A 24,207-nucleotide genomic window follows, 5' to 3' on the forward strand; every position below is an offset into this window, starting at 1 on the left:
GAAAAGTCACCGGTTGCCCGGTTCGCTCGACCTATCCGCCGTGTACGACGAGATCACCGCACGGACCAACGGAGACGCGGGGATAATCTGCTATCCCAACCCGCCGCAAAGATGCGGTTCTTACGCCCCGCGGGAACTCGGCCAGATGGAGACCGCCTCGAAGATCGAGGTGGGACGCAGGGGCGCTGCGAAGACAGGGAATGACTCAAGGAGTCATTCATGTCCACCATCTCCGATCTGAAGACCATCGCGTTCATTGCGTCGTATCTCGGCGTCACCGACCGCTCCGTACGCAACTACATCAGCCAAGGCCTCTTCCCGGGCTACCGCATCCCCGGAACTCGCGGCGTCCGCATTCGCCTCTCCGAGGTTCAGCGAGCGATGAAGACGATCCCGGCTGCTCGGGTGCGGAACAACGCGACCCTCTTCGGCCCGAAGGCCAGAATCTATGACTTGCCGCCGCAGCCGGTCCGCGTCGAGGCGGTCGAGGAAGGCGAGTAGCCGTGGAGCTCGAACCGATCGTCGATCCGGCAGCCCCGGGCCGGACGGAGCCGGAGCACGCCTGCGAGACGTGCGGGCGCTTCTTCAAACCGTGGCGAGGTACACCGGGCCGATTCTGCACCACAGGATGCTGGCTGGAGGCGAGAGCCCTTGCCCGACTGAAGGCGCGCCCCACGCCTGAAGCTGTGCTCCGTGAGGCGCAGCAGGCGCTCGCGAGGGCACGGGCGCGCGTAGAGGCGGCCGGCGAGTCGACGGGAGGCCAGCCATGAGCGTGCAATCAGTCGGCAACCTCGTGCTCCTGCAGAGCGCTCGAAGCGAGTTCGCGACCTCACTCGTGAGGTGGGCTGCGACCGAGTCGAAGTTGCAACAGATGCTCTTGCCGACCGCCCTGGTCGATGTGTGGATCCGAGGATTGCATGCAGCCGGAGTGAACGCGAATCATGCCAAAGAGTGGGGGCGCAGCAAGTGGCCGTCGGAGCTGCCGTTCGTGATCGAGTTCCCGTGCCCATATGGCCACCGCAGCACCGACAAACGCCGCCTCGCTACCGTGCGACTGCTCATCGAGGACAACGGCTGGCCGGTACTGGACAAGGAATCCGAATGCGGATGGTGCGGTGCCGATGTTCTCGAAGAGTGGCTAATGCTGTGCCCTCGTTGTGTGGCTGGCGATCAGTCGCCAGAGCATCTTTCAGCAGGGCATCTCGATATGGAAGGTGACACGGAATGGGATGAACTCGGGATCGAGCCCGAGGATGACGACTATCGCAGCCTGTGGTTGCAATCAACTGGCGACTCGGTTCTAGGTTCCACCGCTCCGCTGGCCTTCGTGCTCACGGAAATGAACCGACGAGCAATGGTCGCCGAGGCGACGTGGTGGGTGGCCCATAGTGAAGAAGCAAAGGCCGAGTACGTCGCCACGCACGGTTCTGATAAGGAATGGCTGGCGCGAGACCATGTTCTCTGGGGTCAACGCGTGCTCGCAATCGAGAGTGCCACCAGAAAGAAACCCTCAGCCGCATCCCGTCCTGCCACGGAGACGTCCCGGGAGAAGAAACCCGAGTGGACTCCGGCGTCCGCCGTCGGCTGGATGAAGGATCAAGGCATCCAGCCGGGGCTCACCGTGGTCGAGGCCTGGAACCTCGCGAAGCAGGTTGAGCCGCACCCGCCGAAGCGAGCCGTCGAAGCTGGTCTGTCCCACTGGAAGTCGAACCCATGAGCGCCACGCAACGCCGGCTGTCTCGTCCTATTCGTCCCATCCCGTCCCGATTATCCCGCCACTACTCCGTAGGAGTAGGCGGGATATCGGGACGGGATGGGACGAGGGATGAGACAGACGGCTTAGCGCTCGCGCGGCGCCATGGAGTACAGGCCGGTGGCACGGAGAGCAGCGACCTTCGCCAGGGCGTTGTCTCGCATCGATCGTTGCGAGGGGGTGAGGTCGTCGGCGAGGGCACGAGCGTGAGCGACCGCCTGGACGATGGGATTCGCCCGCATCGGGTTGTACGCGAAGCTCATGGTCCTGGCCGCCCAGTCGCTCTGCTGGCCGCCCTGCTTGGAAGTCTGCTGCTCGCTCACGGTGTTCTCCTTCGATTGGCTGCCTCAATTGGGCACGAAAAGAGTATCGCGTTCTGCTATGCTCGGCATCATCAATTCCGGGCGGGACGTAGTACGCACGGAACGGGGAGCCACGCCGCGCGAACACGCCGCACGCTCCACAGAATTCGCCGCTGGCGCCCGCGAGGGCCATGGTTGGGCCGGGCTCGATTACGAATCGAGGTCGACCATGCCCACGTCACCAGCCACCGTCACCACCGACCGGCTCCGGCCGGATGCTGTCACCGAAGCACGGCTGAGTTCTCGGGCCAGCGCGCAGCGGATCGCCGCCGGCCTCTCGATCCCGTGCCCGGTGTGCGCCGCCAAGCCCGGCGAGCATTGCTGGCGCAACGGCCACGGCTTCCACTTCGAGAGGTGGCAGCGAGCCCTCGGCGTTGCTGTCCGGCCTCAGGCACGGCCGGACGTTCAGCACCAGCTCGTGGATGCGATCGGCCGGGACGAGGCTTCCCGCGAGGCGCGGGAGCGGATTCATCGGCGCCGCACCCTACAGGCCGAGGACGACGCCGGGGAGCACGACGGGTTCCTGCGGCGCCAGCTGAGGAGCACGCGATGAGCGAGCAGCCGACCCCACATCCACAGCCCATCGTGTACGCGGACGTGCGGCACGCGGACGCCGAGGCGCGCGAGATGCGCGACAGAGTGCTGCGCGCTCGCGCCGACGTGATCGAGTCCCGGGGCCGCCGTGCTCGGCAGCTCGAGCGAATCCGCGAGGGCGTGCCCACGAAGTTCGCGACGGCGCTGGGCGTCAGTGACGAGAACGGCTCGGCTACGCAGACGTTCGCCCGAATCACGACCAATGCCTCAGGCAAGAACGATGCCGGCTGCGGCTGCTCGAAACCCGACTTCAGCTCCATCAAAGAGCCGACCGTAGTGGAGTTCATCATGACCGACTCACAGGCCCCTTCCCCTCCCCGTGGAAGGCGGCACTCCGCAGGTTCGACCTCCCTCGGAGTGCCTGCGTCCCCCGGTGCGTCTGTGATCCGCGCCGGGGGGCGCACAATCGATCAGCAGGGCGCCGCGCTGGCGGCGCGAGTGCGAGCTACCCAGAAGTTCGCAGCGAAGGCGCAGGTCGTCGTGTTGTTCGACGACCAGGGCCAGGTGCTCGGCACCGCGGACCCGGCCAAGGTGCAGGTACCGGACGGCAAGAAGCTGGTCGCGGCTTTCACCCAAGAAGGCCAGTTCCTCGGGCTGGTGAGTCCGAAGGACGTCCAGATGGTCGCGAACTCCACCACCCAGCAGCAGCCCGCCGATCAGCAGCAGCAGCCGCAACCACAACCCCAGATGGCATCCCGTACTCGTGTGGTGCGGCGGAATCCGACCTCGGGGATCTGGTGAGATGAGTCGCAGAAAGCCGAAGCGGAAGAAGACGGTCGAGCGCCCGTCGCGCCCGGCCGAGACTGAATCGGCCCGGTTCGGTCAACCCAAGCCCCTCCCGCCCGCCGTTCCAGCGCTCGGGGGCGGGAGGCCCAAGACTCCGCCGCCGTCCACGCTCCCGAGAAGGCACCAAAATCGATGAGCCCTCTAGCAGTCGTCACCCACCCGGGAACCGTCAAGCCGCGCGATCTGCGGCGTTGGCAGAAGAACGAGGCGCAGCCAGTGCTCGCCTGCGCCGACTGCGGAGTGCTGATCGTGGACAAGCTCGCCACCGCGGATGAGGTCGTTACGGCGACCGCCGTCGAGCAGCGGCTGCACGTGGGCGATCGGGAGCCGGTGGTGATGGCGCTTCCCGAGCCTAGGCAGTTCCGGTTCGGCCTGTGCGACGCCTGCCGTCAGCGCCGCGCACGAGCCGAGGAGATCATCGCGAAGCGGCCGATGCTGGCCCGCTCTCTCGGGGACAAGAAGTACGCGCTGAGCGCGATCGATGCCGTGCTGATCGTGTTCGACGTGCTCGAACAGACCGGCCAGGAGCAGCTGATCGACGCCAAGATCGACGCGCTGCGGCTCGCGCTGAAGAACCTCTCGAACGCTGGCGGACTGGCCCGGTGGTCGTCGCGGTTCGCCCCGGTGATCAAGATCGGGGCGGACCCTGAGCAGGCGGGCACGCACCGATGGGCCCACGTCACCGAGGCACAGCTCGAAGTGATGCGATCCGACTTCGCGCAGTACCTGCGGGCACGGACGTTCCGCCCCGAGATGGTCGAGCCGCCGGAGGGTGAGAACGGCCACGTAGCGCTACGCGGATGCTTGCTGTGCGGCGTATCGCGGGCTCCCAGCACGAGCAGGGACGACCAGCCGTGGGGTCGGCTGCGAAGCACGCAGGAGGCCGTGCTCGGTGGAAGAGGAAGGCCGGAGAAGACCTACGGGTACCTGTGCCCGGCCTGCGACAAGGCCACGGATCGGATCGGCGGAGCACTTGGGATGAACGCGCTCGAAGAGGCGGTCTACAGCTTCCTCGAAGTGTCGCCGAAGCTGGGCGAGTTCGAGTTCGGCCGCAGTCGTGCGGAGATCATCGGGCTGAAAGCATGGTGCGTGACCGGCCAGCCGCCGAGCACGGAGGCGTGGGCGTTCCTCGACGGCCTGGGGCTCGAAGAGATTAAGAAGCAGCTTCAGAAGGCCTGAGCCACGCTGCCCTTGGCCCTCGAATCTGAGATGGAAACTCGTGCGAAACGGGCACATAGTGGGCACGGAAATCAGAAAAGGCCGGGAAAACCCGGCCTGATCTGCACTTTGTGTTGTGCGCGATACTGGGATCGAACCAGTGACCTCTTCCGTGTCAGGGAAGCGCGCTACCGCTGCGCCAATCGCGCCTGTGAAGGCTTGTTGCTTTGTCCGACCGAGGTCGAGAGTGGAGGTGGCGACGGGATTCGAACCCGTGTATACGGCTTTGCAGGCCGCTGCCTCGCCTCTCGGCCACGCCACCGTGTGTGGGTTCGTGTGGATTCCCACATCCATGCATCGGCCGGCGGCCGACTCACACTCGAGCGGATGACGAGACTCGAACTCGCGACCCTCACCTTGGCAAGGTGATGCGCTACCAACTGCGCCACATCCGCGTTTGCTCGCATTTCTGCGTGCCTTGAAACTGTAGCCGATCATCCATCCGATGTTCAAACCGGCGCGGGGCGCGTGTCGCCCCTCGCGCGTGTCGCCGAGAAGGACTCGCCCGGACCGCCCGGCGAAGTGCGTGGCCGCCTCATCGTCGGCTAGTATCGGTACCCGCGGCAGTCGAGAAATCGGATGCTCGCGGGCGATTGGCGCAGTTGGTAGCGCGCTTCCTTCACACGGAAGAGGTCATCAGTTCGAGTCTGGTATCGCCCACAAACGGAACACCATAAGAAGAAGGACCCGGCAATTGCCGGGTCCTTCTTCTTATCAGGCGGAGTCTGTGCCGCTCACACGTTCTCGAGCACGTAGCCTTCCTCGCCGTGGACGATGGTGTCGACGCCGGCGATCTCGTCCTCGGTCTTGACGCGGAAGCCCATCGTCTTCTGAATGGCCCAGCCGATCGCGTACGCCAGCACGAACGAGTAGATCATCACGCTGAACGCGCCGATGGCCTGCGCTCCGAGCTGCAAGAAGCTGCCGCCGTAGAGAAGGCTCGAGTACGGCTTCGTCGGGTCGCCGTCCACGTGGGTGAGGCCGAAGATGCCGATGTACAGCGTTCCGATGAGACCGCCGATGAGGTGGATGCCGACGACATCGAGCGAGTCGTCGAAGCCCAGCTTGAACTTCAGCTCGATCGTGAACGCGCAGACGGCCCCCACGAGCAGGCCTAGCACGATCGCCCAGAACGGCGTCAGGATGTTGCAGGCAGGGGTGATGGCGACAAGGCCGGCGACAGCTCCGGATGCCGCGCCGATGGAGGTGGGCTTGCCGTCCTTGATGCGCTCGACGACGAGCCAGCCGATCGTGGCGGCGGCCGGGGCGGCAAGTGTGTTGATCCAGGCCAGCGCTGCGATCCCGTCGACCGCGGCCTCGGAGCCCGCGTTGAACCCGAACCAGCCGAACCACAGGAGCGCTGCGCCGAGCAGGGTGAGCGGCACGTTGTGCGGCTTGCTCATTCCTTTCTGGAACCCGACCCGTTTCCCGAGCACGAGCGCCAGAGCAAGGCCCGCCGCGCCGGCATTGATGTGCACGGCGGTGCCGCCGGCGAAGTCGTTGACGTGCAGGGTGTGCGCGATCCATCCGTTGCCGAGGTTGAAGACCCAGAACGCCACTGGGAAGTAGACGAGCGTGACCCAGATGCCGGCGAAGACCATCCACGAGCCGAACCGCGCCCGGTCGGCGATCGCGCCGGAGATCAGCGCGACGGTGATGATGGCGAACGTCGCCTGGAACCCTGCGAATGCGAGGCCGTTCAGGTCCGGCGTGGTGCCGTCCTTGCCGAGCAGGCTGGCCAGCCCCCAGTCCGGAGTCCCCAGCCATCCAGGAATCAGCGGCTTGCCGAACGCGAGTCCATAGCCGTACAGCACCCACAGGACACCGACGATGGCGATCGCGCCGAAGCTCATCATCATCATGCTGATGACGCTCTTCGCCTTGACCATTCCGCCGTAGAAGAAGGCGACGCCGGGCGTCATGAGCAGAACGAGCGCTGCTGCGACGAGCAGCCACAGCGAGTTCACACTCGTCTGCGCATCGTAGGCGGCCGCTGCGTGCAACAACATGGGGTCTCCCTCGTACTGAATGCCGGTGTCTTCATCACCGCGGCCTCGGGTGCCGCATGCCTGGTGAGGTGTCGTCAGTCTGCTGCCGGCAGATTTCGTGAGAGAGGTTCGTGTGTTTCGCGCCCGTTACAAGGAAAGCGCGGTTGTAAACAGCGTGTTTCGAGGGCCCAGCAGCGAGGGCTCAGTCGTGCGGCGGGAGCTCGCCCGACGTGAGCGCGATGAGCCGGGACACCGCCCGTAGATACTTCTTGCGGTAACCGCCCTGAAGCATCTCGGCGTCGAAGACATCGTTCAGCGGCACGCCGCTGGCCACGATCGGGATCTCGGCGTCGTACACCCGGTCGACGAAGGCGACGAAGCGCAGCGCCTCCATCTGATCGTGCAGCTGCTCGACGTCGGCGAGCGCGATGACGTCTACGTCGGTGATCAGCTTGATGTACTTCGATGGATGCACCGTTGCCAGGTGATCGACGACGTCGCGGAAGCGGTCTGCCGTCACGTGCTCTCCCCTGGCGGAGATGGCGTCGACGACCCGTCCCAGCGTCTCGTCGTCGACCGTAGCCGCGACGCCGGAGACGTCGCGTCTGCGGTAGTCGAGACCGTCGATGCGCACGGTTTCGAAGTGCGACGACAACGACTGGATCTCCCTGAGGAAGTCCGAAGCCGCGAATCGTCCCTCGCCGAGCGCCTGGGGCGGCGTGTTCGACGTGGCGGCGATGCGGGTGCCAGAGGCGACCAGAGCGCCGAGCAGTCTCGTCATCATCATGGTGTCGCCGGGGTCGTCCAGCTCGAACTCGTCGATGCAGATCAGCTTCGAGCCGCGCAGCAGGTCGATCGTCGGCTGGAAGCCGAGCGCGCCGACGAGGGCCGTGTACTCGATGAACGTGCCGAAGTACTTGGGTGCAGGGGCCACGTGCCACAGCGCGGCGAGCAGGTGTGTCTTGCCGACGCCGAAGCCGCCGTCGAGATAGACGCCCGGCTTGTGCTCCACCTGTTTCTTGCGTCCCCAGCCGAAGAATCCGCCCGGCTGCGGCGGCTCCCACACGCGCGCGAACGATCGGAGTGTCTGCACCGCAGCCGCCTGAGAAGGGAAGTCCCGGTCGGGACGATACGACTCGAACGTGGCAGTGTGGAACTGCGGCGGTGGAACGAGTTCGGCGGCGATCTCGCGGCCCGTGATCGACGGCGTCACTTCGGTGAGGCGATCGGCGGCGGGAAGCGCATGCGCGGCCATCTGGTTCCTTAACGTGTCGAAGTCTTACAGTGCCCCTGCGGTTGCCATGCGGTGGCGCGTAAGTTCGCGTCAGGGACAGGCGACAAGCCTAATTGAGGTGAGGATCATGCGAGCGTGCTCGTGCCGAGCCGATCGAGCCCTTGAGCGGCGCAACCGCGACAGCCGTGAGGCGCTTCTGCCCTGACAGAGCAGTACCCCTACTACGAGGAGGAAACCATGACCGTGGGATTCGACGATTCCGCGAAGTTCGCCGAGTACGCACATCCCGAGAGGCTGGTGAGCACGGAATGGCTCGCCGAACACCTCGGCGATGAGGGTCTCGCGGTGGTGGAGTCCGACGAAGACGTGCTGCTGTACGAGACCGGACACATCCCGACCGCGGTCAAGATCGACTGGCACACCGACCTGAACGACCCCGTGCTGCGCGACTTCGTCTCGGGCGAGCGATTTGCACAGCTGCTCGGAGAGAAGGGCATCTCCCGCGACACCACCGTCGTGATCTACGGAGACAAGAACAACTGGTGGGCCGCTTACGCGCTCTGGATCTTCACCCTGTTCGGGCATGAGGATGTTCGCCTCCTCGACGGGGGACGCGACAAGTGGATCGCGGAGGGTCGCGAGATCACGACCGAGGTGCCGACGCCTCAGGCGGTCGAGTACCCGGTGGTCGAGCGCGACGACTCCAAGGTGCGCGCGTTCAAGGAGGACGTGCTCTCGCACCTCGGGCACGGCCCGCTCATCGACGTGCGCTCCCCCGAGGAGTACACCGGAGAGCGGACCGAGATCCCGGGCTACCCCACGGAGAGCGCGCTGCGCCCCGGCCACATCCCGTCTGCAGCGTCCGTGCCGTGGGCGCGTGCCGCCGCCCCGGATGCCACGTTCAAGAACCGCGAGGAGCTCGAGGCCATCTACAAGGGCGAGGCCGGCCTGCAGGACGGCGACGACGTGATCGCATACTGCAGGATCGGCGAGCGCTCGAGCCACACGTGGTTCGTGCTCACGCACCTGCTCGGGTTCACCAACGTGCGCAACTACGACGGCTCCTGGACTGAGTGGGGCAGCGCCGTGCGCGTGCCGATCGTGAAGGGCGCCGAACGCGGCGAAGCCCCGGCCGCCTGATCCGCCTGAGACATTGAGACCCGTCTGAGACAATGGAAGCCTGATGACGAACGCCACGCTTCCCGCGAGCCTGCAGGAGATCAAAGAGGAGTTCCTCGCGCTGGAACTCCGCGACCGCCTGCAGTTGCTGCTGGAGTTCTCCAACGAACTGCCGGAGCTTCCGGAGCGCTACCGCGATCATCCGGACCTCTTCGAGCGTGTCGTCGAGTGTCAGTCCCCTGTCTTCATCTTCGTGGAGGTGGATGAGGACGAGGTCGTGCACCTCTACGCGACCGCTCCGAAGGAGTCGCCGACCACGCGCGGCTTCGCCTCGATCCTTGCCCAGGGCCTGGCGGGGCTCACCGCCGATGAGGTGCTGGCGGTCCCGGACGACTACCCGCAGGAGCTCGGTCTGACCGAAGCGGTCTCGCCGCTTCGCGTGCGGGGAATGACCGCTCTTCTCGGGCGCACCAAGCATCAGGTCCGGCTGAAGCGCGGCACCTGAAGCGAAGCACGGAGCTCGACGCGGGATCCGGCGACTACGCCGGGTCCCGCGTCCCGTCCAGCGACATTGTCTCGTCCAGCGATCCCGTCAGTTCGTCGAGCCACGACGAGACCGCAGAGGTCCAGCGCGTGCTGTCGTAGTTCCAGAGCTTGGTGTGCTTGGCCTGCTCGAACGGCACGAACGTGACGATGTCGCTGCGGATGTCGGCCAGCCGGTGCGAAGCATCCGCCGGGACGTAGCCGTCGTCGTCGCTGTGCATCAGCAGCACCGGAACGTCCAGTTCGTGTGCGCGCATCGTGAAGTCCAGCCCGGCGAGCCCGACCGGCGCGTCCTGTCCGACGACACCGGTCGCCCACGCCGAGTCGAGCAGCACGAGCGCGCCCTGGGCGACGCCACGCGGCAGACGCATGAGGCCGGCCTGGTAGTCGAGCGTCTCCGGCCAGTCCACGACGGGCGAATCCAGCACTATCCCCCGCACGCTGTCGGCATGAGCGGACCGAACGGATGCCTGCAGCACGATGGCGCCGCCCATCGACCATCCGACGAGGACGACGTGCCGTGCGCCGTTCGCGAGCGCGTACGCGATCGCCGCGTCGACATCCCGCCACTCCGTAGAGCCAAGCCCGTAGCGGCCGTCGGAGCTGGACGGCGCATCGCCGTCGTTGCGGTAGCTCGCGACGAGCGAGGTGAAGCCCTTCTCGTGGAAGACCGGGATGCCTCTGAGTGCCTCCTGGCGCTGGGTCCCCCGCCCGTGCACGTGGATGGCCCACCGATCCGTCGGTCGCTCCGCGGGGAAGAGCCAGGCGGGCGCCGTCCCGTCGTCTACCGTCACATCGACGCTCTCGACCGGTAGCCCCAGATCGCCTGGCGAGGTGTAGTACCAGCTGCTGAGACGACCGTGCCGGGCCGTGCGCAGATCACCCCAGACGACGGACTCGACCTCGCGCGTGACGGAGCCGTCGTCACCGAGCCCGACGATGTCGCCGATGCGGGCGTAGCCGCGATCGTCCGAGAACCAGAGCCCGTACCGTCCTGGAACGCGGAGCGCGTCGGCGGTGCCGGTCAGTGTGACCGTGGACAGATCGGACGCGACGGAACGGATGTCGGCGTCCTCCCGTTTGCGCCTCGACGGGGTCACCACCATCTTGGCGACGACGGTCGCGGCCGTGACGTAGCCGGCCGCGGCCACGACGCCGATGGCCCCGACGACGGCGAATGGAACGAGAACCTTGGTCAGCCGGCCCACCGACACTCCCCTCCGGTGCGAAGGCGGCCGCACGGCGCGGCGTGCCTTCGGTCAACTCCCGAGCCGAAACTCTAGTCTGCCAACGTGTCCCCTACACCCGCGGCCCCCGGCATTCCTGCGGAGTTCGCTGCCGCGGCCGACTCCGTGCGCCGCTTCGATGCTCGCAAGGAGCTGAGCATCGACGAGATCCCCGCACCGACGGGATTGGCACCCTATGCGATCGCGCTGGCCGCCGATATCGCGCCGGTGCGGCACGGCCGGGACTCCGACCTCGGCACCGGTCGCTTCGTGCTGCTTTACGACCCGTCGGCCCCCGAGGAGTGGGGTGGAACGTTCCGCGTGGTGTGTTTCGCGCAGGCACCGCTGGAGACGGACATCGGTCTCGACCCGTTCCTCGCCGACGTCGCCTGGTCGTGGCTGATCGACGCGCTCGATGAGCGAAGCGCCGACTACACGTCCGCGTCCGGTACGGCGACGAAGGTGATCTCCACCGGCTTCGGGGAACTGGCCAAGCAGGGCGACGGAGCACAGCTCGAGCTGCGGGCCTCGTGGACGCCCGGCGGTCTCGACATGCGCGCCCACGTCGAGGCGTGGGGCGACCTGCTCTGCATGCTCGCAGGCATCCCTCCGCTGCCGGACGGAGTGCGACTGCTCACCCAGCGGAGAACGTCGCGTGACTGAGTACCACGTCGTCGACACCCCTTCCGAATACAGTCGGGCCGTCGAGGCGCTGCGGGCCGGCACCGGCCCCGTCGGCGTGGATGCCGAGCGCGCGTCCGGATTCAGGTACTCGCAGCGTGCGTATCTCATCCAGATGTTCCGACGCGATGCCGGGGTCTTCCTGTTCGATCCGCCTGCACTCGGCGACCTCTCCGCGCTGCAGGATGCCGTGGGTGACGTGCCCTGGATCCTGCACGCCGCCAGCCAGGACCTCGCCTGCCTCCGTGAGGTGGGACTCGACCCCGCGACCATCTTCGACACGGAGCTCGGCGCCCGGCTGCTCGGCTTTCCGCGGGTCGGGCTCGCAACGATCGTGCAGGAACTGCTCGGCATCCATCTGGCGAAGGAGCACTCCGCGGCCGACTGGTCCACTCGCCCGCTGCCAGCACCGTGGCTGACGTACGCCGCGCTCGACGTTGAGCTTCTCGTCGATCTGATGGAGGCGGAGCAGGAGCTTCTGCTCAAGGACGAGAAACAGGAGATCGCGGCACAGGAGTTCGCCTTCGAGCTCTCGCGGAGTCCCAAGCCGGCACGCAACGAGCCCTGGCGCCGGCTCTCTGGTGTGCACTCGATCCGTGGGCTCCGCAACCTCGCGGTGGCAAGGGAGCTGTGGCATGCAAGAGACGAGCTGGCGCGGAGCAAGGACATCGCGCCCGGCCGACTCCTGCCCGACGCCTCGATCACTGCCGTCGCCAAGACCCTGCCGGGGAGCAAGCGCGAGCTCGCCGCCCTCCGCGAGTTCACCGGGCGAGCAAGCCGCACCGAGATCGACCGCTGGTGGGATGCGGTGAGTCGCGGCCGCACCACAGACGACCTTCCCGTGCTGCGTTCCAGCGGTGAGAGCATCCCGCCACCGCGAGCATGGCCCGACCGCAACCCGGAGGCGAGCGAACGGCTGCGAGCGGCACGCGCCGCCGTCAACGCGCGTGCCGAGGAACTGCGGATGCCCGTCGAGAACCTCCTCTCCCCCGAGACCCTGCGGCGCCTGGCCTGGTCGCCGCCCGAGACCGTCGACGAGTCGACGATCGCCGCAGCCATGCAGGAGGCGGATGCCCGCCCCTGGCAGGTGCGCGCCACAGCAGGCATCGTTGCGGCAGCGTTTGTCGAAGCGGGCCAATCCCCCGTCGAGCCGCCGGAATCCGCTTCGTAGGAACGCGCAATCGATTCTCCGCGGCAGGGGCCGGTTTCTAGGATCTTCTGCGTAAGAGGTTCCGAATGCGGGCGCCGCCTGCCGTCGGGCCTCTGATGACCTGACATGGGAGGCGAAGTGGCCGAAAGAGCTGACGTTCTGTTCGTGGACGGGGTGCGTACCCCGTTCGGACGGGCAGGTGACAAGGGCATCTACTGGAACACCCGGGCCGACGACCTGGCGGTGAAGTCGATCGTCGGGCTGCTCGAGCGCAACCCGGGCCTGCCCAAGGACAGGGTGGATGACGTCGCGATCGCCGCTACGACTCAGCAAGGGGACCAGGGTCTGACACTCGGACGCTCGGCGGCGATCCTCGCGGGGCTGCCCACTACGGTGCCCGGGTTCGCGATCGACCGCATGTGCGCCGGCGCCATGACCGCTGTCACCACCACGGGATCCGGCATCGCCTTCGGACAGTACGACGTCGTCATCGCAGGCGGCGTCGAGCACATGGGACACCACCCGATGGGGCAGGGCGTCGACCCGAATCCCCGGTTCGTGGCCGAGAAGCTCGTGGACCCTGCGGCGCTCAACATGGGCAACACGGCAGAGCGCCTGCACGACCGCTTCCCGCAGCTGACGAAGGAACGGTCGGACCGGTTCGGGATGCGCAGCCAGCAGAAGCTTGCCGCCGCGTACGCGACAGGAGACATCCAGGCCGACCTCGTTCCGGTGTCGTACCGGAGCGAAGAGGGCTGGGGTCTTGCCACCGAAGACCAGGGCATGCGGCCCGACACCACGATGGAGGGCCTCGCCACCCTGAAGACGCCGTTCCGTCCGCACGGGCGGGTCACGGCCGGTAACGCGTCTCCGCTGACGGACGGTGCCACCGCCTCACTGCTGGCCTCGTCGCGCGCGGCGAAGGAGTTCGGCCTCACCCCGAAGATGCGCATGGTGTCGTTCGCGTTCGCGGGCGTCGAGCCCGAGGTGATGGGCATCGGGCCGATCCCGTCGACGGAGCGCGCCCTGAAGAACGCGGGCCTCGGCATCGACGACATCGGCCTGTTCGAGCTGAACGAGGCGTTCGCCGTTCAGGTCCTGAGCTTCCTCGACCACTTCGGCATCGACGACGACGACCCGCGCGTCAACCAATGGGGTGGTGCGATCGCTATCGGGCATCCGCTGGCCGCCAGCGGGGTACGGCTGATGATCCAGCTCGCGCGCCAGTTCGAACAGCACCCCGAGGTGCGCTACGGCCTGACCGCCATGTGCGTCGGCCTCGGCCAGGGCGGCTCGGTGATCTGGGAGAACCCGCACCACAAGAAGTACGGAAAGTGAGCACGGGCGTGACCGACTATTCGAAGATCGACTTCTCCGACCTGCTGGCGTTCGCGGACGACGAGGTCGTGACGCACAACTACGTGCGCGACGTGAAGCTGGCATCCGGCAAGGTGCTCGCGCTCGTCACCATCGACAACGGGCGCGACCACACCCGTCCGAACACGTTCGGCCCTGTCGGACTGCTCGAGTTGGGCAAGACTTTCGACGAGCTGACGCAGCGAGCGTCGCGTGGCGAGATCCACGCGGTGGCGACGACCGGAAAGCCGTTCATCCTCGCCGCCGGGGCCGACCTCTCCAAGGTCGCCGAGGTGCCCAGCCGCGACATCGCGAAGCGGTTGGCCCAGCTCGGGCACTTCGTGTTCAGCAAGCAGGCATCGTTCGGCGTGCCGAGCTTCGTGTTCATCAACGGGCTCGCGCTGGGCGGAGGGTTGGAGCTGCCGCTCAACGCCGACTACCGGACCATCGACGCCTCCGCCGCAGCGATCGGCCTGCCCGAGGTCTTCCTCGGTCTCGTGCCCGGCTGGGGCGGCACGTTCCTCCTGCCGAACCTGATCGGCATCGAGAACGCCCTGCGGGTCGTGATCGAGAACCCGCTCAAGCAGAACCGGATGCTCAAGGCGCAGGACGCCTTCGAGCTCGGCATCGCGGACCGACTCTTCGCCCCGGTGAACTTCCTCGAGGACTCCATCAAGTTCGTCGACGGCGTTCTGGGCGGCACCGAGAAGGTGGAGCGCAAGAATGCGCCGGGCAGGCTGGAGCGCCTCGCGAAGTGGGACATCGCCATCAAGATCGCGCGCGATCAGGTGGCATCCAAGCTCGGTACCGTCCCGCTCTCGCCGTTCAAGGCGCTCGACCTGCTGAAGGCGGCGAAAGGCGGCGACAAGGAGGCGTGCTTCGCGCTGGAGGATGACGCGCTCGCCGATCTCATCGCCGGGGACCAGCTGCAAGCATCCATCTACGCCTTCAACCTGGTGCAGAAGCGCGCGAAGCGGCCGGCCGGCGCTCCCGACAAGGAGCTCGCGAAGAAGGTCACGAAGATCGGCGTTCTCGGCGCCGGGTACATGGCCAGCCAGTTCGCGCTGCTCTTCCTGCGCAGGCTGCAGGTGCCTGTCGTCATCACCGACATCGACCAGGAGCGCGTCGACAAGGGCGTCGGTTACATCACCGACGAGATCGACAAACTGCTCGGCAAGGGCCGCATCGGCTCCGACGAGGCGAACCGGCTGCGTTCGCTCATCCGCGGCACGACCGACAAGAGCGAGTTCGCGGACTGCGACTGGGTCATCGAGGCGGTCTTCGAGGAGCTCGGTGTCAAGCAGGACGTGTTCGCCGAGATCGAGAAGATCGTCTCGCCCGAGGCGGTGCTCACCACGAACACCTCGAGCCTGTCCGTCGACGAGATCGGCGCGAAGCTCGAGCATCCGGAGCGACTCGTGGGCTTCCACTTCTTCACGCCGGTCGCCGTGATGCCTCTGATCGAGGTCGTGAAGGCGCCGAAGACGGATGACGCCACATTGTCGACCGCGATGGTCACCGCCGCGAAGCTCAAGAAGAACGCCGTGATCACGGCCGACACCCCCGGCTTCGTCGTGAACCGCGTGCTGGCCAAGCTGCTCGGTGAGGCGATGTACGCGGTGGACAGCGGCACGCCGTTCGAGACCGTCGACAAGGCGATCGCACCGCTCGGGCTCCCGATGTCGCCCTCCGTGCTGCTCGATCTGGTCGGGCTCCGGGTGGGCGCGCACGTTCTCGACACGCACCACGCCGCGTTCCCCGATCGCTTCCACCGCAGCGAGAACCTGCACAAGCTCGCTGACTACGGCAAGCTGCTGGAGAAGGACGGCAAGGGCAACGTCAAGGGCTTCGACAAGGGAGCGTTGAAGGTGATCGCCGTCGGCGACAAGCCGCTGACCGAGGAGCAGATCCTGACGCGCGTGCAAGACGGCCTCGCTGACGAGATCCACCGCATGCTCGAGGACGACCACGTCGTGGCCGCCGCCGAAGACATCGACCTCTGCATGATCCTCGGTGCCGGCTTCCCGTTCCAGATGGGCGGGATCACGCCCTACCTCGACAGGGTGGGCGCCAGCGAGCGCGTGTTCGGCGACACGTTCCACCACCCGGTGCTGAAGGGCGTCGGCGCGTAGGTCCTCTGCCAGTAACGCGGGCCTCGACAGCTTTCTTGTGATGTGATCGCGGCTTCGCCGCTCAACATCACTCAATCGGCGAGGTTATGGATGCTCGCATACATAACCTCGCCTCAATCGGATGTCGGGGCCCGCGTTACGTTCGGTGGATGACTCGCTTTCGCTACTACGTCGCCTCCAGCCTTGACGGGTTCATCGCCGACCGAAAGAACGGCATCGACTGGCTCACCGCGTTCGGCTTTGCGGAGTTCACGGCCGACTACGAGCGGTTCATCGCGGAGATCGGCGCGATCGTGATGGGCGCATCCACCTACGAATTCATCCTCGGCGAGGGGCCGGACGCGTACACGTACGACGTTCCCGCCTGGGTGTTCACGCACAGAGATCTCCCCGCGGTGCAGGGGCGGGATGCGCGATTCCATGCCGGCGACGCGGCACCCGTCGTCGACGACATCATGGCCGCCGCAGGCGACCGTGACGTCTGGCTGGTCGGGGGCGGGGATGTCGTCGCGCAGTTCGCGAGGCTCGGCAGGCTGGACGAGCTCATCGTGACCGTCATGCCTGTGGTGCTCGGCGGTGGCGCCCCGTTACTGCCGGTCGACCACGACCTCGGGCTTCGGCTCACGGAGCGCACCGACTTCCCGAGCGGAGCCGTGGGGCTGCGTTACGACGTCGTTCGCTGAGAGGACCGCGCCGGGCGGCGCTGTCACTCCTTGGCGCGGACAACGATCGGCTGGGCACCCGTGTCGCCGCTGACGCCGCGCGCGTACGGGAGCTTGGAGCCGAGCACCATTCCCATCACGTCGTGGGCGATGTGCTGCGGCGTCATCCGTGCGCGATCCAGGATGTCCGCCCGCGCACCATGCTCGAGGAACTCGTCGGGCAGACCCACCTCGGTGACCGCCGTGTCGACGCCTGCCTCGCGCAGGTCCTGTCTGATGCGAGTGCCGATGCCGCCGACCCGGATGCCGTCCTCGATGCACACGACGAGACGGTGCCGCGCGGAGAACTCGATCACGCTCGCGGGAACGGGCACCACCCAACGCGGATCGATCACCGAGCATCCGATGCCCTGTGCCGACAGTCGTTGTGCCACCTCCAGGCCCGTGGAGGCCATCGCTCCGACCGCGACGATGAGCACGTCGCGGCCGTCGTCCTCGCGCAGCACGTCGACACCGTCTGAGGTGCGGCGCACGGCCTCGATCGGCTCGGGCACTGCGCCCTTCGGATAGCGCACAACCGTCGGTCCGTCCTGGACAGCCACGGCCTCGCCGAGCTCTTCCCGCAGCCGCTCACCGTCACGCGGTGCGGCGATCCGGACGCCCGGCACGACCTGGAGCGTCGCGAGGTCCCAGATGCCGTGGTGGCTCGGCCCGTCGGGACCCGTCACGCCCGCGCTGCTCAGCACGAACGTGACGCCCGCCTTGTGCAGGCCGACGTCCATCAGCACCTGATCGAACGCGCGGTTCATGAACGTCGCGTAGAGCGCCACGACGGGATGGAGGCCACCGAACGCCATGCCCGCCGCGCTGGTCGCCGCATGCTGTTCGGCGATGCCTACGTCGATGACGCGTTCCGGGAACCGTTCGGCGAAGCGGTGCAGTCCCACGGGGCGCAGCATCGCTGCCGTGATGCCGACGAGCCGAGCATCCTTCTCGCCCAGTCGCACGATCTCGTCGGCGAAGACCGATGGCCACGACGTGCCGCTGGCCTGTGCGATCGGTTCCCCGGTCTCCGGGTCGATCGGTGCGACGCTGTGGAACTGGTCGGCAGCGTCGCGCAGGGCGGGCTCGTAGCCTCGCCCCTTCTGCGTGATCGCGTGCACGATGACGGGCGCGTCGTAGTTCTTCGCCTGTTCGAGCGCCTCCATGAGGGCGGCGATGTCGTGGCCCTGCACCGGACCGATGTACTTGATGTCGAGGTTGGAGTACAGCGCCTCGTTGTTCGTGAAGCGGGAGAGGAAGCCGTGCAGGCCGCCACGTATGCCCCGGTAGACGGCACGGCCGGGAGCGCCCAGCTTGTCGAACGCGGCCCGGCTGGTGAGGTAGAGGCTCTTGTAGCCGCGGCGGGTGCGCACCGTGTTGAGAAAGCGCGCCATGCCGCCGATCGTGGGAGCGTACGACCGGCCGTTGTCGTTCACGACGATGATCAGTCGGCGGTCGTTGTCGTCGCTGATGTTGTTCAGCGCCTCCCACGTCATTCCGCCGGTGAGCGCGCCGTCGCCCACCACGGCGATGACGTACCGCTCGCGCTGACCCGTCATCGTGAAGGCCCTCGAGATGCCGTCCGCCCACGACAGCGAACTGGACGCGTGCGAAGACTCGACGATGTCGTGCTCCGACTCCGACCGCTGCGGATACCCGGCGAGTCCACCGGTCTGACGCAGAGTCGAGAAGTCCTGACGCCCGGTGAGCAGCTTGTGCACGTACGCCTGATGCCCGGTATCGAACACGATCGCGTCGTGCGGCGACTGGAAGACGCGATGCAGCGCGATCGTCAGCTCGACGACGCCGAGATTGGGTCCGAGATGGCCGCCCGTCTTGGCCACGTTGGAGACGAGGAACTCGCGAACCTCCGCCGCCACCTGCTCGAGCTGGTCCTTCGAGAGAGCGTCGAGATCACGGGGACCTCGGATCGTCTCGAGAAGGGTCATGCCGGCCGCCTTTCGTTCCTGCCCAACGCAGTCTACGCACCGCGCCCTTACGTCACCCCGGTGCGCGATTCGTTCATCGAAGGCGCCCCGGAGAGCACGGGTCCTGCGACCCACGCCCCTCCGGGTGCTCATCGATGGGACGTCAGACCAGGCTGCGCAACACGTACTGGAGGATGCCGCCGTTGCGGTAGTAGTCGGCTTCACCGGGCGTGTCGATGCGCACGACAGCGTCGAACTCCACGGGCTCCTTGCCGTCTGCGGAGTGCGCGGTCGGGGTGGCCGTGACATGCACGGTCTTCGGCGTCGAGCCCTCGTTGAGCTTCGTGAGGCCGCTGATCGCGATCTCCTCCGTTCCGTCCAGGCCAAGGCTCTCGGCGGATTCGCCGGCCGGGAACTGGAGCGGTACGACGCCCATGCCGATCAGGTTCGAGCGGTGGATGCGCTCGAAGCTCTCCGCGATGACAGCCTGCACGCCGAGCAGCGTCGTGCCCTTCGCCGCCCAGTCGCGGGAGGACCCCGATCCGTACTCCTTGCCCGCCAGGATCACGAGAGGAGTTCCAGCGTTCTGGTAGTTCACCGAGGCGTCGTAGATGAACGATTGGGGGCCGTCCGGCTGCGTGAAGTCGCGCGTGTAGCCGCCCTCAACACCGTCGAGGAGCTGGTTCTTCAGACGGATGTTCGCGAAGGTACCGCGGATCATCACCTCGTGGTTGCCGCGCCGCGACCCGTACGAGTTGAAGTCCTTGCGTTCGACTCCGTGCTCGCTCAGGTAGTGGCCGGCCGGGCTGTCGGCCTTGATCGATCCGGCGGGGCTGATGTGGTCCGTCGTGACGGAGTCGCCGAGCTTGGCAAGCACCCGGGCACCCGAGATGTCGACGACCGGGGCCGTCTCCACGGTCATCCCCTCGAAGTAGGGAGGCTTGCGCACGTAGGTGGACTCCGCATCCCACTCGAACGTGGAGCCGGTCGGCGTTGGCAGCGAGCGCCAACGCTCGTCACCGTCGAACACGCTCGCGTACTCACGCGTGAACATGTCCTGGTTGATGGACTCGTCGATGGTCTGCTGCACCTCGGCGGCGTCGGGCCAGATGTCCTTGAGGTAGACGTCGTTGCCGTCCTGATCGGCGCCGAGTGCATCCGTCTCGAAGTCGAAGTTCATCGAACCGGCCAACGCGTAGGCGATCACCAGGGGCGGGCTGGCCAGGTAGTTCATCTTCACGTCAGGGTTGATGCGGCCCTCGAAGTTGCGGTTGCCGGAGAGAACCGCGGTGACCGCGAGGTCGTTGCCGTTGACCGCGGCCGAGATCTCCTCGGGCAGCGGGCCGGAGTTGCCGATGCAGGTCGTGCAGCCGTAGCCGACGAGATAGAAGCCGAGGTCCTCCAGGTATCCGGTGAGTCCGGCCTTCTCGTAGTACTCGGTGACGACCTTGGACCCCGGTGCGAGCGTGGTCTTCACCCAGGGCTTCGCCTTGAGGCCCTTGCGAGCGGCGTTGCGGGCCAGGAGGCCGGCGGCGAGCATGACCTCCGGGTTCGACGTGTTCGTGCACGACGTGATGGCAGCGATCGCCACCGCACCGTGGTCGATGGTGAAGTCGCCGTCGCTCATCGTCACGTGGGTCGGCTTGGATGCCGTCAGCGGAGCGTGGCTGTGGTGATGGTGCTGGTGGATGCTGCGGGCATCCTCCGGGCTCAGCTCGCCAGGGTCGGACGCCGGGAACGACTCGGAGATGGTGAGGTCGACCAGGTCGTGATCGATCTCGGCGTAGTCGTTCAGGTCGGTGTTGAACTGCTCCTTGGCGCGGCTCAGCTCGATGCGGTCCTGCGGGCGACGCGGACCGGCGATCGACGGAACGACCGTGCCGAGGTCCAGCTCCAGGTACTCGCTGTACACCGGCTCGTTCTCCGGCTCGTGCCAGAGGTGCTGCGCCTTCGAGTACTCCTCGACGAGGTGCACCTGCGCTTCAGACCGACCGGTGAGTCGAAGGTATTCGAGCGTGACGTCGTCGATCGGGAAGATCGCCGCTGTCGAGCCGAACTCCGGGCTCATGTTGCCGATCGTGGCGCGGTTCGCGAGCGGCACCTGCGAGACGCCGGCGCCGTAGAACTCGACGAACTTGCCGACCACGCCGTGCTTGCGCAGCATCTGCGTGATGGTGAGCACCACGTCGGTCGCGGTCACGCCGGCCGGGATGGAACCGGTGAGCTTGAAGCCGACCACCTTGGGGATGAGCATCGAGACGGGCTGGCCGAGCATGGCAGCCTCGGCCTCGATGCCGCCGACGCCCCAGCCGAGGACGCCGAGGCCGTTGACCATCGTGGTGTGCGAGTCCGTGCCGACGAGAGTGTCGGGATACGCCTGGAGCTTTCCTCCCACTTCGCGGGTGAACGTGACGCGGGCCAGGTGCTCGATGTTGACCTGGTGCACGATGCCGGTCCCCGGGGGCACGACCTTGAAGTCGTCGAACGCCGACTGGCCCCAGCGGAGGAACTGGTACCGCTCGCCGTTGCGCTCGTACTCCAGCTCGACGTTGCGCTCGAAGGAGTCGAGCGTTCCGAACACGTCGGCGATCACGGAGTGGTCGATCACGAGTTCGGCGGGGGCGAGCGGGTTGATCTTCTCCGGGTCGCCGCCCAGCTCGCTGACGGCCTCACGCATCGTGGCGAGGTCGACGATGCAGGGAACGCCGGTGAAGTCCTGCATCACCACGCGCGCCGGCGTGAACTGGATCTCCGTGTCCGGCTCCGCCTCGGGCTGCCAGTTGCCGAGAGCGCTGATCTGGCTCTTGGTGACGTTGGCACCGTCTTCGGTGCGAAGCAGGTTCTCCAGCAGCACCTTGAGGCTGAACGGGAGCTTCTCGTAGCCGGGAACGGCCTCGATCTTGAAGATCTCGTAGTCCGTCGAATCCACCGTGATGGTGTCTCGTGCTCCAAAGCTGTTCGGTGCGGAAACGCTGTCGGCTGTCACGCTGCCCTCTCCTTCGTCGGCAGAAATTTATCTTGATGTCGAGATAACTCTAACACCCGCTCGAACGCGGATGCGGGGCCCATCGGGCCCCGAACGGCTCGCGCCTGATGGCTCACTCGTCGGATTCCTGCGCCGACTTCGGCGGGTAGACGGCACGTGCAACGAGCCAGGACACGAGCACCAGCGTCGCGTACAGCGGAACGCCCATGAGCAGCTTGGTGAACCCGAGGGCGACCGTCAGACCGGCGAAGTAGAGCGGCAGCTGCACGGCGAGGCGTGCGGCGAAGAGGGCGAGCCAGCACGCGGTGAGAACCTGCATGACGCGGCGCTTGCTCGCGCTCGCCCGCCAGGCGACGCCGTCGCCCATGAGGTAGCCGATGACGAGCCCGAGCAGCGGCCATCCCACGAGCATGGAGACGAGCATCGCCGCCCCGTATCCGGCGTCGATGAAGAAGCCGAGCAGGAAGTTGTTCGCGGCGTTGCCCGTGATCAGCGCGAGGATGGCGGACGCGGCCACCCCGATCAGCCCGGCGACCGCCTGCGTCACCTGGGTCTTCGTGAAGATGCGGATCAGGGTGAAGACGACGGCGACGAGCACGGATGCGCCGAGGGAGACGGGCATGGCCAGCTGCTGGGCCCACGGCTCGTGGACGCTCGTGAGCACCGTGAACGGCACCAGGAACAGGAGTCCGGGAAGGATGGTCTCGCACAGGCCTCGCGCTCCGCCCATCGCATCGAATAGGGCGCGCCCGGTCGGAGCGTCCCCTCCGGCGATGGCACCGATCCCCCCGCCGCTCGCCGCCTGGGCGATCGCCTTGCCGAGACCGGCAGCAGCGGTCGCTTCGCCCCGTTCGGCGTCGGACTCGTCGCGTTCGGCCACGATCACGCGTCGGTCGGCGTTGCCGGCATCCGCAGGGGGATCAGATCGCGCGGCGGCATCGGCTGATTTCCGCGCACGACGACCACGCTGCGGAACAGGTCTTCGATGTCGGCGGCTGCGGTCGGGTCGATCGCTGCATCGCCGGCGATCACGCCACGGAGGAACCATCTCGGCCCGTCGACACCGATGAACCGCGCGATGCGCGTCTCCCCCGGAACGCCGGGCTGGGCGACCGGGATCTCTGCCACGAGCTCCGGTCCGAACACGCCGTCGCGCTCGCTGGTGCGCCCGCCCTGGTGCTGGATCTGGTCGGCGATCTGCGCCCGGATCTCGTGCCACAGCCCGCTGGACCTGGGTGCGGCGAACGGCTGCACCTGCAGCGTCGAACCGGCGAAGTCGAGGCCGACGGCCACCACTCTTCCGGTCTCCTCCTCGACCTCCAGCCGCAGCTGCAGGCCCTCGCGCGGCAGAACCTTGACACCGCCGAGGTCGATGTACGGGCGAACCGGGTTGGCCTCGCTGTCGTCGAACGGACCCTCGATCTCGCGGTCTTCGGGCGCCGACTTCTCCCACTCTTCTGGGGCGATGTCGCCTGTGTCGCTCACGCGTTCTCTCCTGACTCAAGTGCGGTGTATCCGGTGGAGCCGAATCCGTTCGCCCCGCGCACGCTCTCCGGCAGCTCGTCGACGCTGATGAACGTCGCACGAGTCACCGGCATCACCACGAGCTGGGCGATGCGATCGCCGGGAGCGATCGTGTAGGCCGCGTCGGCATCCGTATTGAGCAGCGTGACGCGGATCTCGCCGCGGTAGCCGGCATCCACCGTCCCGGGTGCGTTCACGATCGTGATGCCGTGCCGTGCGGCGAGACCGCTGCGGGGAACCACGAAAGCGGCGTAGCCGTCCGGTAGCGCGATCGCGACCCCGGTGCCCACCGTCGCCCGTTCTCCGGGGTTCAGCGTGATGGCATCCGTGGAGCACAGATCGGCTCCTGCGTCGTCGTGGTGCGCGTACCTTGGGGGCTCCAGCGCCGTTGTCAGCACGTCGACGGATTCGATCACGTGTCGAGGGTAGTGCAGAACTCTGGTCGAATAGACGTATGACCGTGTACCGAGAGCGGCTCTGGGCCGCCCCCTGGCTTTTCGTCGCGACGGCGCTCGTGATCCCCGCCAGCATCATCGTGTTCGCGCCGATCAACATGACCGTCGGAATCGTCTGCGCCGTGCTGCTCTACGCGGGATGCGTGGCCGGCCTGATCGCCGGATCGCCGACCATCGAGGTGACGACGGGGGAGCTGAAGGCGGGTCGTGCGCACATCGAGCGCCGCTACCTCGGCGCGGCGGAGACGTTCGAGGGCACCGAGGCGACCATGCAGCGCGGGCGGCTGCTGGACGCCCGTGCCTGGTTGCTCATCCGCGGCTGGGTGAGCGGAGTGGTACGCGTCCCGATCCTCGACGAGGACGACCCCGCGCCCTATTGGCTGCTCTCCACCAGGCGCCCGAACGAGCTCGCACGGGCGCTCAACGACAGAGCCGGCGACAATCTGCCGCCGGCTCCTCATTCTTGAT

Annotated in this window: 22 protein-coding genes and 4 tRNA genes; 14 read left to right on the top strand and 12 right to left on the bottom strand. The window is 66.9% G+C overall.

Annotated features, from left to right (window positions below; genetic code table 11):
• The first annotated feature begins 219 nt into the window (after positions 1-219).
• Positions 220-501: a helix-turn-helix transcriptional regulator gene (locus ACTHNC_RS04250; RefSeq protein ID WP_440293347.1), complete on the top strand. Its 282-nt coding sequence runs from the start codon at positions 220-222 to the stop codon at positions 499-501.
• A gap of 265 nt (positions 502-766) precedes the next feature.
• A complete protein-coding gene (locus ACTHNC_RS04255) occupies positions 767-1,717 on the top strand; it encodes a hypothetical protein (protein WP_440293348.1) in 951 nt (316 codons plus the stop codon).
• A gap of 122 nt (positions 1,718-1,839) precedes the next feature.
• Here ACTHNC_RS04255 and ACTHNC_RS04260 read toward each other — a convergent pair whose 3' ends face one another.
• A complete protein-coding gene (locus tag ACTHNC_RS04260; RefSeq protein WP_440293349.1) occupies positions 1,840-2,076 on the bottom strand; it encodes a hypothetical protein in 237 nt (78 codons plus the stop codon).
• A gap of 58 nt (positions 2,077-2,134) precedes the next feature.
• On the opposite strand from ACTHNC_RS04260, the gene ACTHNC_RS04265 reads away from it, so the two are divergent.
• The 3 genes from ACTHNC_RS04265 (at position 2,135) to ACTHNC_RS04275 (ending at position 4,674) form a co-directional block, all read left to right on the top strand.
• On the top strand, positions 2,135-2,668 hold the full coding sequence (locus tag ACTHNC_RS04265) for a zinc finger domain-containing protein (RefSeq protein WP_440293350.1): 534 nt from the start codon (positions 2,135-2,137) through the stop codon (positions 2,666-2,668).
• Positions 2,665-3,450, top strand: coding sequence for a hypothetical protein (locus ACTHNC_RS04270; RefSeq protein WP_440293351.1), 786 nt, complete (start codon positions 2,665-2,667; stop codon positions 3,448-3,450). The genes ACTHNC_RS04265 and ACTHNC_RS04270 overlap by 4 nt, the downstream gene beginning before the upstream one ends.
• Positions 3,451-3,627: 177 nt before the next feature.
• Positions 3,628-4,674 carry a hypothetical protein gene (locus ACTHNC_RS04275; protein ID WP_440293352.1) on the top strand — a complete coding sequence of 349 codons (1,047 nt, stop codon included), beginning with the start codon at positions 3,628-3,630 and terminating at the stop codon, positions 4,672-4,674.
• A gap of 116 nt (positions 4,675-4,790) precedes the next feature.
• Here the strand turns inward: ACTHNC_RS04275 and ACTHNC_RS04280 are convergent.
• The 3 genes from ACTHNC_RS04280 to ACTHNC_RS04290 form a co-directional block, all read right to left on the bottom strand.
• Positions 4,791-4,862 (bottom strand) — tRNA-Val (locus ACTHNC_RS04280).
• A 39-nt stretch (positions 4,863-4,901) separates the two neighbouring features.
• Positions 4,902-4,975: transfer RNA gene (locus tag ACTHNC_RS04285), tRNA-Cys, on the bottom strand.
• 60 nt (positions 4,976-5,035) lie between these two features.
• Positions 5,036-5,108: transfer RNA gene (locus ACTHNC_RS04290), tRNA-Gly, on the bottom strand.
• Positions 5,109-5,300: 192 nt separating this feature from the next.
• Here ACTHNC_RS04290 and ACTHNC_RS04295 point away from each other — a divergent pair.
• Positions 5,301-5,373 (top strand) — tRNA-Val (locus tag ACTHNC_RS04295).
• A gap of 74 nt (positions 5,374-5,447) precedes the next feature.
• On the opposite strand, the gene ACTHNC_RS04300 is transcribed toward ACTHNC_RS04295, so the two are convergent.
• Both ACTHNC_RS04300 and zapE read right to left on the bottom strand, forming a co-directional pair.
• Positions 5,448-6,722 carry an ammonium transporter gene (locus ACTHNC_RS04300; RefSeq protein ID WP_440293353.1) on the bottom strand — a complete coding sequence of 425 codons (1,275 nt, stop codon included), beginning with the start codon at positions 6,720-6,722 and terminating at the stop codon, positions 5,448-5,450.
• Between the two features lie 181 nt (positions 6,723-6,903).
• Positions 6,904-7,956 carry a cell division protein ZapE gene (zapE, locus tag ACTHNC_RS04305; RefSeq protein WP_440293354.1) on the bottom strand — a complete coding sequence of 351 codons (1,053 nt, stop codon included), beginning with the start codon at positions 7,954-7,956 and terminating at the stop codon, positions 6,904-6,906.
• A gap of 216 nt (positions 7,957-8,172) precedes the next feature.
• Here zapE and ACTHNC_RS04310 point away from each other — a divergent pair, with 216 nt between their 5' ends.
• Together ACTHNC_RS04310 and ACTHNC_RS04315 are read left to right on the top strand one after the other, a co-directional pair.
• On the top strand, positions 8,173-9,075 hold the full coding sequence (locus ACTHNC_RS04310) for a sulfurtransferase (protein WP_440293355.1): 903 nt from the start codon (positions 8,173-8,175) through the stop codon (positions 9,073-9,075).
• Positions 9,076-9,118: 43 nt separating this feature from the next.
• Positions 9,119-9,559 carry a SufE family protein gene (locus ACTHNC_RS04315; protein WP_440293356.1) on the top strand — a complete coding sequence of 147 codons (441 nt, stop codon included), beginning with the start codon at positions 9,119-9,121 and terminating at the stop codon, positions 9,557-9,559.
• Positions 9,560-9,593: 34 nt separating this feature from the next.
• Here the strand turns inward: ACTHNC_RS04315 and ACTHNC_RS04320 are convergent, their stop codons facing one another.
• Entirely contained in the window at positions 9,594-10,805 is a 1,212-nt protein-coding gene (locus tag ACTHNC_RS04320; protein WP_440293357.1) for an alpha/beta hydrolase family protein, read from the bottom strand.
• An 84-nt stretch (positions 10,806-10,889) separates the two neighbouring features.
• On the opposite strand from ACTHNC_RS04320, the gene ACTHNC_RS04325 reads away from it, so the two are divergent.
• From ACTHNC_RS04325 to ACTHNC_RS04345, 5 genes are all read left to right on the top strand, one after another.
• Entirely contained in the window at positions 10,890-11,486 is a 597-nt protein-coding gene (locus tag ACTHNC_RS04325; protein WP_440293358.1) for a DUF3000 domain-containing protein, read from the top strand.
• Complete coding sequence (locus ACTHNC_RS04330; RefSeq protein ID WP_440293359.1) at positions 11,479-12,675, top strand: HRDC domain-containing protein; 1,197 nt, start codon at positions 11,479-11,481, stop codon at positions 12,673-12,675. The genes ACTHNC_RS04325 and ACTHNC_RS04330 overlap by 8 nt, the downstream gene beginning before the upstream one ends.
• 117 nt (positions 12,676-12,792) lie before the next feature.
• Positions 12,793-13,992, top strand: a complete 1,200-nt coding sequence (locus tag ACTHNC_RS04335; protein ID WP_440293360.1) for a thiolase family protein — start codon at positions 12,793-12,795, stop codon at positions 13,990-13,992.
• Between the two features lie 8 nt (positions 13,993-14,000).
• Positions 14,001-16,142 carry a 3-hydroxyacyl-CoA dehydrogenase NAD-binding domain-containing protein gene (locus tag ACTHNC_RS04340; RefSeq protein WP_440293361.1) on the top strand — a complete coding sequence of 714 codons (2,142 nt, stop codon included), beginning with the start codon at positions 14,001-14,003 and terminating at the stop codon, positions 16,140-16,142.
• Positions 16,143-16,291: 149 nt separating this feature from the next.
• Positions 16,292-16,825, top strand: coding sequence for a dihydrofolate reductase family protein (locus ACTHNC_RS04345; protein ID WP_440293362.1), 534 nt, complete (start codon positions 16,292-16,294; stop codon positions 16,823-16,825).
• A 23-nt stretch (positions 16,826-16,848) separates the two neighbouring features.
• Here the strand turns inward: ACTHNC_RS04345 and dxs are convergent, their stop codons facing one another.
• From dxs to dut, 5 genes are all read right to left on the bottom strand, one after another.
• Positions 16,849-18,795 carry a 1-deoxy-D-xylulose-5-phosphate synthase gene (gene dxs / locus ACTHNC_RS04350; RefSeq protein WP_440293363.1) on the bottom strand — a complete coding sequence of 649 codons (1,947 nt, stop codon included), beginning with the start codon at positions 18,793-18,795 and terminating at the stop codon, positions 16,849-16,851.
• 142 nt (positions 18,796-18,937) lie between these two features.
• Positions 18,938-21,760: an aconitate hydratase AcnA gene (gene acnA / locus ACTHNC_RS04355; protein ID WP_440293364.1), complete on the bottom strand. Its 2,823-nt coding sequence runs from the start codon at positions 21,758-21,760 to the stop codon at positions 18,938-18,940.
• 112 nt (positions 21,761-21,872) lie between these two features.
• Entirely contained in the window at positions 21,873-22,640 is a 768-nt protein-coding gene (locus ACTHNC_RS04360) for a DUF3159 domain-containing protein (RefSeq protein WP_440293365.1), read from the bottom strand.
• Between the two features lie 2 nt (positions 22,641-22,642).
• Complete coding sequence (locus tag ACTHNC_RS04365) at positions 22,643-23,245, bottom strand: DUF3710 domain-containing protein (RefSeq protein WP_440293366.1); 603 nt, start codon at positions 23,243-23,245, stop codon at positions 22,643-22,645.
• The gene (gene dut, locus ACTHNC_RS04370) at positions 23,242-23,700 is read right to left on the bottom strand and encodes a dUTP diphosphatase (RefSeq protein WP_440293367.1); all 459 of its coding nucleotides are present in this window, start codon (positions 23,698-23,700) and stop codon (positions 23,242-23,244) included. The genes ACTHNC_RS04365 and dut overlap by 4 nt, the downstream gene beginning before the upstream one ends.
• Positions 23,701-23,738: 38 nt before the next feature.
• On the opposite strand from dut, the gene ACTHNC_RS04375 reads away from it, so the two are divergent.
• Entirely contained in the window at positions 23,739-24,206 is a 468-nt protein-coding gene (locus tag ACTHNC_RS04375; protein ID WP_440293368.1) for a DUF3093 domain-containing protein, read from the top strand.
• Position 24,207 lies beyond the last annotated feature (1 nt).

The sequence above is a fragment of the Humibacter sp. genome (genome assembly GCF_051954055.1).
GTDB lineage: Bacteria > Actinomycetota > Actinomycetes > Actinomycetales > Microbacteriaceae > Humibacter.

Excerpts from the sequence above, each read along its gene's own strand:
- ACTHNC_RS04270 (WP_440293351.1), top strand. The coding sequence starts at position 2,665 with ATGAGCGAGCAGCCGACCCCACATCCACAGCCCATCGTGTACGCGGAC.
- ACTHNC_RS04345 (WP_440293362.1), top strand. The coding sequence starts at position 16,292 with ATGACTCGCTTTCGCTACTACGTCGCCTCCAGCCTTGACGGGTTCATC.
- zapE (WP_440293354.1), bottom strand. The coding sequence starts at position 7,956 with ATGGCCGCGCATGCGCTTCCCGCCGCCGATCGCCTCACCGAAGTGACG.
- ACTHNC_RS04300 (WP_440293353.1), bottom strand. The coding sequence starts at position 6,722 with ATGTTGTTGCACGCAGCGGCCGCCTACGATGCGCAGACGAGTGTGAAC.
- ACTHNC_RS04255 (WP_440293348.1), top strand. The coding sequence starts at position 767 with ATGAGCGTGCAATCAGTCGGCAACCTCGTGCTCCTGCAGAGCGCTCGA.
- dxs (WP_440293363.1), bottom strand. The coding sequence starts at position 18,795 with ATGACCCTTCTCGAGACGATCCGAGGTCCCCGTGATCTCGACGCTCTC.
- ACTHNC_RS04375 (WP_440293368.1), top strand. The coding sequence starts at position 23,739 with ATGACCGTGTACCGAGAGCGGCTCTGGGCCGCCCCCTGGCTTTTCGTC.
- ACTHNC_RS04265 (WP_440293350.1), top strand. The coding sequence starts at position 2,135 with ATGCTCGGCATCATCAATTCCGGGCGGGACGTAGTACGCACGGAACGG.
- ACTHNC_RS04275 (WP_440293352.1), top strand. The coding sequence starts at position 3,628 with ATGAGCCCTCTAGCAGTCGTCACCCACCCGGGAACCGTCAAGCCGCGC.
- ACTHNC_RS04310 (WP_440293355.1), top strand. The coding sequence starts at position 8,173 with ATGACCGTGGGATTCGACGATTCCGCGAAGTTCGCCGAGTACGCACAT.
- ACTHNC_RS04250 (WP_440293347.1), top strand. The coding sequence starts at position 220 with ATGTCCACCATCTCCGATCTGAAGACCATCGCGTTCATTGCGTCGTAT.
- ACTHNC_RS04315 (WP_440293356.1), top strand. The coding sequence starts at position 9,119 with ATGACGAACGCCACGCTTCCCGCGAGCCTGCAGGAGATCAAAGAGGAG.